Here is a 10616-nt window from a genome sequence, read left to right as displayed (position 1 = left end):
TATCGCCTCTGCGCCTGCGGGTCTCACCGAGGTGGGGTTCCAATCATGGATGCACGATCAGCACCTTGGCACCTTTGCCGCACTTATCGCGCACAAGGCTCCTGTCGAGCTGAACATCTTGCGGGTTGAATTGTTCCTTGGCATCTTTATCGGTGCGGTGACGTTCACAGGCTCCGTGGTGGCGTATGGCAAATTGGCGGGCAAGCTGTCCTCCAACGCGACCAAGCTTCCCGGTGGCCACATGCTCAACGCGGGCGCGGCTGCGCTCTCTGTGCTCACATTGCTGTGGTACGTGAACTCTGGCGGGTTCTTCCCGTTGTTCGTGATGACATTGGCCGCGCTGTTTATCGGCTATCACCTCATCATGGGGATCGGCGGCGCGGATATGCCCGTTGTGGTTTCCATGCTCAACTCCTACTCGGGGTGGGCCGCGGCCGCGATCGGCTTCTCGCTTGGCAATGATCTGTTGATCGTGGTTGGCGCGCTTGTCGGCTCGTCTGGTGCGATCTTGTCGTACATCATGTGTAAGGCGATGAACCGGTCATTCGTGTCGGTGATCTTGGGCGGCTTTGGCGGCACCACCGGTCCACAAATGGAAGTCGAGGGCGAGCAAATCGCAATCGATGCCGATGGTGTGGCCTCTGCTTTGAATGAAGCGGATAGTGTCATCTTCGTTCCGGGCTACGGCATGGCCGTGGCACAAGCACAGGCCGCAGTGTCCGAGTTGACCAACAAGCTGCGCGGCAAGGGTAAGAATGTGCGGTTTGCCATTCACCCCGTTGCGGGACGTTTGCCCGGTCACATGAACGTGCTGCTCGCAGAGGCCAAAGTGCCCTATGACATCGTGATGGAAATGGACGAGATCAACGAGGACTTCCCTGATACGGATGTGGTCATCGTGATCGGCTCCAACGACATCGTGAACCCTGCGGCGCAAGAGGATCCAAACTCCCCAATCGCGGGCATGCCTGTGTTGGAAGTCTGGAAAGCGAAACAGGTGTTCGTGTCCAAGCGTGGTCAGGGTACGGGCTATTCGGGTATCGAGAACCCGTTGTTCTACAAAGACAACACCCGCATGTTCTACGGCGATGCCAAAGACAGCATCAACGCGTTGTTGCCCAAAATCGACTAGTCGGCACATACGTGAACAGATAAAGAGGGCGTCCCGTTCGGGGCGCCCTTTTGTGTGTGCAACGCAGGCCGCCGTTCACGCATCGTGGATGGCATTGGCGAAGGATCGGGACCATTCACGCATCTGCCCTCGCAGCCCCCAATCGGGCGCGGCACAACGGCTCCAATGCAACACACTCTCGGAGGTCGTCATGACATTTCTTTCTCACATCCCGCTTTGGGTCTTTCCGCTGTTTCTGGGTCTCGTGGCACTTGGCGTGCTCTCATCGCGTGACCGCGTCACGCCCGTCGCCGTTTTCTATGGGTTGCCGTTTCTCGGCCTGTTGTCGGTGCGCGCCACCGCCAGTCTCAACGCGGGCATGATGGCATGGGGTGTTTTCGTGTTGGCTTACGCGAGCGGTGTCGTGTTCGGGGCGCGCGCGCAGTCACGGTTCGTCATCGCGCGCGAGGGCGCGCGTGTGCGCTTGCGTGGGGAGTGGCTGACCATGGTCATGGTGATGGGCATCTTCGCGCTCAATTTCATCAAAGGCACGATGCAAGCCGTCGCCCCGCATCTCGCCGCAGCACCGACCTATGCGCTACTGTTTGCCCTGATTGCGGGGCTGATCGCGGGTCTGTTCCTCGGGCGCTCCATGGCCACGGTGCGACTGCGCCCTTGAGACCCAATTGTTACACCCCCCTAACACCCATGTGACGAAGCGTCAGGAGAAGTTCGGGTGACAGGGTGCTGCGGGTTTGGCACGCTGAGCTATGGAATTCATTTTTGCATATGGCGCGGGATTGCTGACGCTGATCAATCCTTGCGTCCTGCCGATCTTGCCGATCGTTCTGGCCACGGCGCTCAATGCAGGGCGCATTGGGCCTGTGGTTTTGGCGGCGGGGATGAGCGTATCGTTCGTGGGGTTTGGCTTGTTTGTGACCACCATCGGTTACTCGATTGGACTTGATCAGGACCGATTGAGCCAAATTGGCGCGGGCCTCATGGTGGGGTTTGGTGTCATTTTGTTTGTGCCGCGTTTGTCGGCGCTGTTCACCCGCGCCACATCATCGTTCGCCGCCCGCGCCGATGCGCGCATCGATAGCGTTGATCGCTCCGATCCTGTTATGGGGCAGTTCTTTGCGGGGGTGTTGCTTGGCATCGTGTGGAGCCCCTGCATCGGTCCGACCCTTGGCGGAGCCATCGCGCTTGCGTCCCAAGGCGAGGGGTTAGGCCAAGCCACGTTGATCATGGTTGGCTTTGCGATGGGGGTGTCCACACTCATTCTCGGACTGTCCTATGGCGCACGTTCCGCACTTCAACGCCGCCAAGCGCTCATGCGCCGTCTGGCCGAAAAATCCCGTCCGATCCTTGGCGCGGTGTTCCTCGCTGTGGGTCTGATGATCTTGTTCAAAATCCATCACATCATCGAGGCATGGGCGGTTCAAACCCTGCCTGCATGGCTGATTGATCTCTCTGTCTCTCTTTAACCCCCTGAAAGGAAACGCACATGAAACGCCGTGACTTTATCTTGACTGCTGCTGCGACATTGACCCTCGCACCATTGGCCTCCATCGCGGCGCCGATGGAATTCACACCGGGTTTGGTGGCCAAAGAACTCGCTGCGGGCAAGACCGTCTTTCTTGATTTCAAGGCGTCCTGGTGTTCGACCTGTGCCGCCCAAGGACGTGTGATTGACAAGCTAAAGGCCGAAAATCCAGCTTATGAGCAAAACATATCCTTTGTGAACGTTGATTGGGACGACTACGGGCGTCATGCATTCACCAAAGGTTTGAACATCCCGCGCCGCTCCACTTTGGTGGTATTGAAGGGCGATCAGGAGCTTGGCCGTATCGTCGCACAAACGAAAACCGACGAGATCAAGGCGCTTATGGACACCGCATTGAATGCCGCGGGGATGTGAGGGCGCAGCCCGTCAGGTTGTGATGTTTCTGCCAGTATACGATTGTATTCCCTCAAGGCGTTGAAATCACGCCCAATTCGGGCTTTGTGATCTGGGGGCGGGCCTCTATGGTGGCGAAAAGCAATCGCACCAAAGGCGGCCCGTCATGGCACCCCTCATTGATCATCCACGCCGCTATGAATTGGCCAACGAATTACACGCGCGCCCGTTTCCCTCTGTCGAGCGGGCAGGGCGCGCGGCCTATCTGGCGATCCGTGCCAAAGGCGATGCGGCGCGCCGTGATCGCAGTCTGGACCGTGCGCACCTCATCGCTCTGTTGGATCGGTATGGCGCTGCGCATCCTGCACCCGATGCGACGCATTTCATGGGGCCAATTGGCAAATACCACCTCAAATGGGAAAGCCATACCGAGTTTGTGACTTACACCGTCTTTGCCGAAGGGGTGGCCGACCGCGCCTTTGACAAGGGCACGTTCGATATCTTTCCGCAGGACTGGCTTGACGCCGCACCGGGACAACGGATCACCTCCGCACTCATTCGCATCGAGCCTGTGGACAGCCATGACGCGATGTTGGAGCGCCTGCACGGATGGTTCGAGCGCGAAAGCCTTGCCGCCGCACATGTCCTTGATGAGGCGCTTGTCGTGGCGTCTGATTTTCGCATTGATGAAGCGGGCCACATGCGGTTTGCGGTGTTCCCGCGCCCTGACACAGGGGAGCGGCGCATTGGCCGCGTGGTTCAACGGTTGTGTGAGATCGAGACGTACAAAGCCATGTCGATGCTTGGTCTTGTGCAAGCGCGCAAGGTCGTGGGCGATTTGGCACAAATCGAAATGGAGTTGTCACGCGTGATGTCCGCAATGTCGGATGAGGCGCCTGAGGGGCGCAAAGACGGTGGGATGGAGGATGGGCTGCTCGACGATATCTTGCGTCTGTCCACGCGTATCGAGGCCTTGGTCACGCAGACAAATTTCCGGTTTGGGGCCACGGGGGCCTATGAGGCGATCGTGACGCAGCGCATTGAAGTGCTGCGTGAGACGCGATTCCACGGGCGGCAATTGTTCAGCGAGTTCATGATGCGCCGTTATGATCCTGCGATGCGGACGGTTAAAGCCGCCGAGCGTCAGCTCGACGGCGTAGCCGAACGCGCGGCGCGAGCGGCGGATTTGTTGCGCACAAAGGTGGATGTGGCGCGGCAGGCGCAGAACCAAGCATTGTTGTCGTCAATGGATCGCCGTGCAGATTTGCAATTGCGGTTGCAAGAGACGGTTGAGGGGCTTTCGGTTGTCGCAATTAGCTACTACGCCTTGGGCCTTGCGGGCTATGCGGTCTATCCGTTTTTGGAACCGCTTGGCCTGTCCAAAGGTCTGGCCCTCGCGATCCTTACGCCGGTTGTGGTGCTGACGATGTGGCTTGGCCTGCGTCGGTTGAAGAAACACCATCTCGGATAAGGCGGGCGGTCAATGCGCCGCCCGTCCCGATGGAGACCAAGGCCAAAATGGCCGCGACCGACAAGGTCGGCACACCCGATAGGCCTGCACCGATGGTACAGCCACCTGCCAAGACGCCGCCCACACCCATCAGTGCGGCCCCTGCAAGGTAGCGACCGGTTTGTTGGGGCGAGGTGAAGCTTTGCCATTCAAAACGACCCGCGATGAGCGAGAGCACCATTGCGCCCGCAATGACGCCCCCAAACAGGCCAACGCCGAACCCTGCGGGAATGGCACTTGAGGCGACTGTCCAAAACAGGACTTCGGTTGCGGGAGAGGTGAATGATAGGCTTTCAAGGGCGATAGGGTCAAATTCGTCGAACAATACATAGCCTGTGCCAATCCATGCGGCAGGAACCAAGAGGCCGATGAGCGCGCCAAGGGCGAGGGTGCGCCGATCGTCAGCTAGACGTAGCGCCAAAAGACCCGCAGCGCCCGCAATCAAAATGGTCCAGATCAACGGCGATCCCGGAAGGGCACCATTGGTCAGCGGCACCGTGACGCTCGACAGCGCGGTGCGGATCGGGGTCAAAACGCCCTTGAGGGTTGCATGGGCAATCACGGCAAACGCCAAGAGCACGAGGACGGCGCGTAGGTTGCCTGTGCCTGCCAAAACCGTCAAGCGTGCCACACAGCCGCGGGTCAGAACCATGCCCGCGCCAAAGATCAAGCCTCCGACAATGATGGCCAGAATCGGCATGTCAGTGACCATAAAGCGGTGGTCCTCAAACGTGATCAACCCTTGGGCCACGGCGATTTGGGTGCCGATCATGGCCGTGGCGAGACCACCAAGCCAAACACCCGCCGCAGATTTGCGTTCGGATACGGGGCCAGCAACGGCGCGACGAAAGCAAAACCGCGATACTTCGGCCAGTGCGCCAAACGCGAGGCCGATCAACAGGCCCAATAGGATTGAGGCCTGACGGGGGGATATATCAAGTCCAAGCTGTTCGTACATGTGCGGTTGTCCTCTGACATGGGATTTTGTTCCTCTTACGCCAGAGAAACCGCTCTGATCAAGCGGGTATGACCGCCATTTGGGCGCGGTTTATGGAACGTTGTTCCATCTGTCGCAGGCCTCGAGAACCGAATTCGTGTGGCGTGGCGTCCATGTAAAACAAATGCAAAGCGAGGATGGATTTGGGCCGTACTTTTGGTCTTATTTGAATATGTGCGTGGATGGATCTTTGCGCGCGCCTCATCGCGGCTGGTCTCACACCGGAGGACAAGAAAACATGTGGTCGGTCGCCAGGCATGTGTGCTTGACGAGAGGTGACTGTCGGCCCAGTTTGAACCATGACATACTGCGCGCACATGCCACGCTTGCGCCATGTGTTGTGAGCGCGTTCACTCGTCGCACGCGCCAGACCAAACGATCACACCTAGGAGCCACGCACTATGCCCGTCAAAAACCGCCTTGCGCAAATGTTGCCAGAAATCACCGAATGGCGTCATGACATCCATACCCATCCGGAATTGATGTTCGAGGTGCACAGAACCGCCGCCAAAGTCGCGGACCTGTTGCGGGCGTTCGGGTGTGACGAGGTTGTCGAGGGACTTGGGCGTACGGGCGTTGTGGGCGTGATTAAAGGCAAGGCGGCGACCTCAGGGCGTACTGTTGGGTTGCGTGCCGATATGGATGCGCTGCCGATTATGGAAGATACCGGTGTGGACTACGCCTCGCAAACGCCCGGTGTCATGCATGCGTGTGGTCATGACGGGCACACATCCATGTTGCTTGGCGCGGCCAAATATCTAGCGGAGACCCGCAATTTTGACGGCACCGCCGTGGTGATTTTCCAACCCGCCGAAGAGGGCGGTGGCGGTGGCCGCGTGATGTGCGAAGAGGGGATGATGGACCGCTTTGGCATCGACGAGGTGTACGGCATGCACAATTGGCCCGGTCATGATGTCGGCACCTTTGCCATTCGCTCTGGTCCGTTCTTTGCTGCAACCGATGAGTTCGAGATTACGGTAGAGGGCAAGGGCGGGCATGCGGCCAAGCCGCACGAGGCGATTGATAGCACTGTGGTGGCGTCACATCTGGTCATCGCACTGCAAACCATTGCGTCGCGCAACATTGATCCGACCGAACAGGTTGTCGTTTCCGTCACCTCATTTGAAACCTCGTCAACGGCGTATAACGTGCTGCCACAACGCGTTGTATTGCGCGGCACGGCGCGCACACTTGACGCGGCTATTCGTAAGGATGTCGCCGAGCGCATTACGACCATCGCCACGGGTATTGCCGCCAGCTTTGGGGCGGTGGCCACTGTGGATTATCAACTTGGCTACCCTGTTATGGTGAACCACGCGCGCGAAACAGAATACGCGATCGAGGCGGCCACAAAGATCTCGGGCAGCTGTGCGCACTCGCCGTTGATCATGGGGGGTGAGGATTTCGCCTATATGTTGGAAGAACGCCCCGGTGCGTATATTTTGATTGGCAACGGCGATAGCGCGCCCGTGCATCACCCCAAATTCAACTTCAACGATGAGGCCATCCCTGCGGGCTCGTCATGGTATGTTGAAATGGTCGAGAGCCGTCTGAGCGCCTGACGGCTTGGCGGCGGATGTCACCCACCTGTGTGCGACATATGCCGCGACACCTGACCGTCTGCCTTTTGGCGTGAGTAATCAAAATCATGCCCTTTGGGTTTGCGGGCAATCGCGGCCTCGATGGCGCGAATAAGCGGGGCGTTGTCATCGCCGCTGTCGCGCATGATATCGCGCAAGGAGGCGTTGTCCTCTTGGCCCAAACACATAAACAACTCGCCCGTACAGGTCATGCGCACGCGATTGCAGCTTTCACAAAAATTGTGGCTTAGTGGCGTGATAAAGCCGATCTTTTGGCCCGTTTCCTCAAGGCGCACATAGCGCGCAGGGCCACCTGTTTGTTCGGCCAAATCCGTCAGAGTATAGCGGGTGCGCAGATCAGCGCGCAGATCCTCGAGTGACCAATATTGGCCCACACGGTCCTCGTTGCCCAGATCGCCCATGGGCATGACTTCGATAAAAGTCAGGTCCATATCTTCGCGCGCACACCACTGCGTAAGGGTAAATAGCTCGTCCTCGTTGAAGCCTTTGAGGGCCACTGCGTTGATCTTGACGCGCAGGCCCGCTTTGCGGGCGGCCTCAATGCCTTTGAGCACTTGGTCTAATTTGCCCCACCGCGTTACACGCGCGAATTTATCGGGATCGAGCGTGTCGAGGGACACATTGATCCGGCGGACACCCGCCGCGTAAAGATCATCGGCGTACCGCGCCAATTGCGAGCCGTTTGTGGTGACTGTCAATTCCTTGAGCGCGCCACTGACGAGGTGACGCGTCATCGCATTAAAAAACGTCATGATCCCACGGCGCACCAGAGGCTCTCCGCCTGTGATCCGCAGCTTTTGCACGCCAAGCCCGATGAAGGTCGAACACATGCGGTCCAACTCTTCGAGGGTGAGCAGCTCTTTCTTAGGTAGGAACGTCATGTTCTCGGCCATGCAGTAGACACAGCGAAAATCACAGCGATCCGTCACCGACACCCGTAGATAGGTGATCGCGCGGGCAAACGGGTCAATCAGGCGAGGGGCATCTGTCATCAAATTAGCCTATGCGGTCATGTGGCGGGTGCCAAGACGATCAACCATCACTTTTGCGCAACTCGACAACACGTCGCACCATTTTTGCGCGTTTGCCGTCATGTTTGCCAAGGGCGCGCACCCATGTGTCAGCCGCACGGGCCACATCTTTGTCTGCGTCTTGCAGCGCATGGGTCAGCCAGAACAACACGTCATCAATCGCGTTTAACTCGTCTTTGGACGGGTGTGCCAGCTTTGCCAATGGCGTCGACAAGATGAGGGCCGCGCGTCTGTCCAAACTGCGTTCAGATGCGGCGAGGGCGTGCACGGTGGCCATGCGCGAAAGATCGACCGCGATGCGACGACCGCCCGCAGCCCCAAGTGCATCAATCTGTGCCCAAGTGTCGGCCTGTTCGATCCATGTGCAAATCTGCGCCCAAATGTCCGCGTCATCCTTAATGCGGGCTTGGGTCAACAGCTTGGCGGCCATGAGACGGGCCTCATGCGTGTTGGCCTCCCACAGAGCTCGGGCCAACTCAAGACGGTCGGGAAAGGCCACGTCTTGGCGCCACTGGCGTGCGATCTCTTCGAGGCGGGCAGGGGCCACACCAATGTAGTCCCCCGCTCCAAAACGCGTGGCCAGATCGGCGGCGCGTGTTGCGTCCGCCTCGGATTGGAGCGCTGTGAGCGCCTCTTGTGGGGTCATTCGACAGTCACCGATTTTGCAAGGTTGCGGGGTTGATCCACATCCGTGCCTTTGGCAACGGCGGTGTGATACGCGATCAATTGCGCAGGAAGCGCGTAGAGAATAGGGGCAATAGCATCTGACACGCGTGGCATTTCAATCGTGCGCCACACATCATCACCCGCATCGGCGATCCCTGTTTTGTCGGACACAAGGATCACTTTGCCGCCGCGGGCCATGACTTCTTGCATGTTCGATACGGTTTTGTCGAACAACTTGTCGCGCGGGGCGAACACGATGATCGGGGTGTGGGTATCAACAAGGGCGATGGGGCCGTGTTTTAACTCGCCAGACGCATAGCCTTCGGCATGTATGTAACTGATTTCTTTCAGCTTTAGCGCGCCTTCAAGGGCGATTGGGTAAATCGCGCCGCGCCCGAGGAACAAGACGTCCGTGGCCTCTGCCAATTCTTGGGAAATGGCATCGATATCGTCGCGCAGATCAAGAGCGGCATTGATCAGACCCGGCAGGGCGCGCAGGGCGCTCAGGTGGGTTTTAACCTCATCACGCGATAAGACACTGCTTTGCGAGGCGGCCTCAATGGCAAGGGCCAACAGCACGGTGAGCTGACAGGTAAAGGCTTTGGTTGATGCAACGCCCACCTCGACACCAGCCAAAATTGGCAGGGATAGATCGCTTTCGCGCGCCATGGAACTTTCGGCTGAATTTGTAATGGTCACGATCTTGTCGGCCTTGCCCGCGACATAGCGCAGGGCCGCCAATGTATCGGCCGTCTCGCCCGATTGTGAGACAAAGATAGCCAAGGTGCGCGGCGCAATAGGCGCTTCGCGGTAGCGAAATTCTGAGGCAACATCGACCTCGACGGGGATGCGCGCGATTTGCTCCAGCCAATACTTGGCGGTGAAACAGGCGTAGAACGCCGTGCCGCACGCGACCATGACAATACGGTCAAAGGCGGTGAAATCGATACCGTCCTCGGGCAAGTTGATGCCCGCACCATCAGAGGAGAGATAGTAGGACAGCGCATCAGAGATCACCGTGGGTTGTTCGGCAATCTCTTTGGACATGAAGTGTTTGTGGCCCGCTTTCTCAATGCGGGTCGCGTCGAGTTTGATTTCGCGGCGTACCCGTTGCACCTGTGTGCCGGTCGCGTCGAAAATCTCCACAGAGGTGCGGGTCAGGATCGCGCGGTCCCCCTCGTCAAGGTAGGTCACCTGATCGGTCATGGGCGCAAGCGCGATGGCGTCTGAGCCGACATACATCTCGCCATCGCCGTGCCCGATGGCCAATGGCGAGCCTTTGCGCGCGGCGATCAACAAATCATCCTCGCCGTCAAACAAGAAGCACAGGGCAAACGCCCCCTCCAGCGCATCAATGGTCGCATTCGCGGCGTCAACGGGCGCATGCCCCGCATCAACAAAGCTTTGCGCCAAAAGAGCCACGGTTTCTGTGTCGGTCTCGGTGACGAATTCATAGCCTTTGGTGGCCAGATCGGCGCGCAATTCGCGGAAATTTTCGATGATACCGTTGTGGACGACTGCAACAGGCCCCGCTTGGTGCGGGTGCGCGTTGGTGACACTGGGGGCACCGTGGGTCGCCCAACGGGTGTGGCCGATACCTGATTTACCCGCGAGCGGATTGTGGACAAGCTCGTCGGAGAGATTGACCAGTTTCCCAACCGCGCGGCGGCGATCCAGTTTGCCGTTGTCGACGGTTGCAATCCCTGCACTGTCATAGCCGCGGTATTCGAGGCGTTTGAGTGCTTCGACCAACAAGGGGGCAACTTCATGGGTTCCAAGAACCCCTACAATTCCACACAT

Annotated in this window: 10 protein-coding genes; 6 read left to right on the top strand and 4 right to left on the bottom strand. The window is 58.6% G+C overall.

Annotated elements, in window-relative coordinates:
* The 5 genes from ACTG34_RS04955 to ACTG34_RS04935 all read left to right on the top strand — a co-directional run.
* Positions 1–1132 (top strand): NAD(P)(+) transhydrogenase (Re/Si-specific) subunit beta (locus ACTG34_RS04955; RefSeq protein ID WP_439103888.1); only part of this gene is annotated, 1132 nt, incomplete at its 5' end.
* Between the two features lie 190 nt (positions 1133–1322).
* The gene (locus tag ACTG34_RS04950; protein WP_439103887.1) at positions 1323–1790 is read left to right on the top strand and encodes a hypothetical protein; all 468 of its coding nucleotides are present in this window, start codon (positions 1323–1325) and stop codon (positions 1788–1790) included.
* Between the two features lie 91 nt (positions 1791–1881).
* Positions 1882–2598 (top strand): cytochrome c biogenesis CcdA family protein, encoded by a 717-nt coding sequence (locus tag ACTG34_RS04945; RefSeq protein WP_439103886.1) that lies wholly within the window; start codon positions 1882–1884, stop codon positions 2596–2598.
* 20 nt (positions 2599–2618) lie between these two features.
* Positions 2619–3032 carry a thioredoxin family protein gene (locus ACTG34_RS04940; protein ID WP_062219350.1) on the top strand — a complete coding sequence of 138 codons (414 nt, stop codon included), beginning with the start codon at positions 2619–2621 and terminating at the stop codon, positions 3030–3032.
* 145 nt (positions 3033–3177) lie between these two features.
* A complete protein-coding gene (locus ACTG34_RS04935) occupies positions 3178–4482 on the top strand; it encodes a DUF3422 family protein (RefSeq protein WP_439103885.1) in 1305 nt (434 codons plus the stop codon).
* Here ACTG34_RS04935 and ACTG34_RS04930 read toward each other — a convergent pair.
* Positions 4415–5479: a YeeE/YedE family protein gene (locus tag ACTG34_RS04930; RefSeq protein WP_439103884.1), complete on the bottom strand. Its 1065-nt coding sequence runs from the start codon at positions 5477–5479 to the stop codon at positions 4415–4417. The two genes, ACTG34_RS04935 and ACTG34_RS04930, sit on opposite strands and share 68 nt — an antisense overlap.
* A gap of 440 nt (positions 5480–5919) precedes the next feature.
* Between ACTG34_RS04930 and ACTG34_RS04925 the strand changes: the two genes are divergently transcribed.
* On the top strand, positions 5920–7080 hold the full coding sequence (locus tag ACTG34_RS04925) for a M20 aminoacylase family protein (RefSeq protein WP_439103883.1): 1161 nt from the start codon (positions 5920–5922) through the stop codon (positions 7078–7080).
* A 17-nt stretch (positions 7081–7097) separates the two neighbouring features.
* On the opposite strand, the gene moaA is transcribed toward ACTG34_RS04925, so the two are convergent.
* Genes moaA through glmS form a run of 3 tightly spaced genes read right to left on the bottom strand, consistent with a single transcriptional unit; the run spans position 7098 to position 10616 of the window.
* On the bottom strand, positions 7098–8111 hold the full coding sequence (moaA, locus tag ACTG34_RS04920) for a GTP 3',8-cyclase MoaA (protein ID WP_439103882.1): 1014 nt from the start codon (positions 8109–8111) through the stop codon (positions 7098–7100).
* Between the two features lie 40 nt (positions 8112–8151).
* Positions 8152–8796, bottom strand: coding sequence for a DNA alkylation repair protein (locus tag ACTG34_RS04915; protein ID WP_342842785.1), 645 nt, complete (start codon positions 8794–8796; stop codon positions 8152–8154).
* Positions 8793–10616, bottom strand: a complete 1824-nt coding sequence (gene glmS, locus ACTG34_RS04910) for a glutamine--fructose-6-phosphate transaminase (isomerizing) (RefSeq protein ID WP_439103881.1) — start codon at positions 10614–10616, stop codon at positions 8793–8795. The genes ACTG34_RS04915 and glmS overlap by 4 nt, the downstream gene beginning before the upstream one ends.

Origin of the sequence: Celeribacter marinus (assembly GCF_965656515.1) — a bacterium.
Lineage (GTDB): Bacteria > Pseudomonadota > Alphaproteobacteria > Rhodobacterales > Rhodobacteraceae > Celeribacter > Celeribacter marinus_D.
This window is presented reverse-complemented; position numbering and strand designations above follow the sequence as displayed.

What these genes read in the sequence shown, in the direction of transcription:
- ACTG34_RS04950 (WP_439103887.1), top strand. Translation starts at nt 1,323, where the DNA reads ATGACATTTCTTTCTCACATCCCGCTTTGGGTCTTTCCGCTGTTTCTG.
- ACTG34_RS04945 (WP_439103886.1), top strand. Translation starts at nt 1,882, where the DNA reads ATGGAATTCATTTTTGCATATGGCGCGGGATTGCTGACGCTGATCAAT.
- ACTG34_RS04940 (WP_062219350.1), top strand. Translation starts at nt 2,619, where the DNA reads ATGAAACGCCGTGACTTTATCTTGACTGCTGCTGCGACATTGACCCTC.
- ACTG34_RS04935 (WP_439103885.1), top strand. Translation starts at nt 3,178, where the DNA reads ATGGCACCCCTCATTGATCATCCACGCCGCTATGAATTGGCCAACGAA.
- ACTG34_RS04930 (WP_439103884.1), bottom strand. Translation starts at nt 5,479, where the DNA reads ATGTACGAACAGCTTGGACTTGATATATCCCCCCGTCAGGCCTCAATC.
- ACTG34_RS04925 (WP_439103883.1), top strand. Translation starts at nt 5,920, where the DNA reads ATGCCCGTCAAAAACCGCCTTGCGCAAATGTTGCCAGAAATCACCGAA.
- moaA (WP_439103882.1), bottom strand. Translation starts at nt 8,111, where the DNA reads ATGACAGATGCCCCTCGCCTGATTGACCCGTTTGCCCGCGCGATCACC.
- ACTG34_RS04915 (WP_342842785.1), bottom strand. Translation starts at nt 8,796, where the DNA reads ATGACCCCACAAGAGGCGCTCACAGCGCTCCAATCCGAGGCGGACGCA.
- glmS (WP_439103881.1), bottom strand. Translation starts at nt 10,616, where the DNA reads ATGTGTGGAATTGTAGGGGTTCTTGGAACCCATGAAGTTGCCCCCTTG.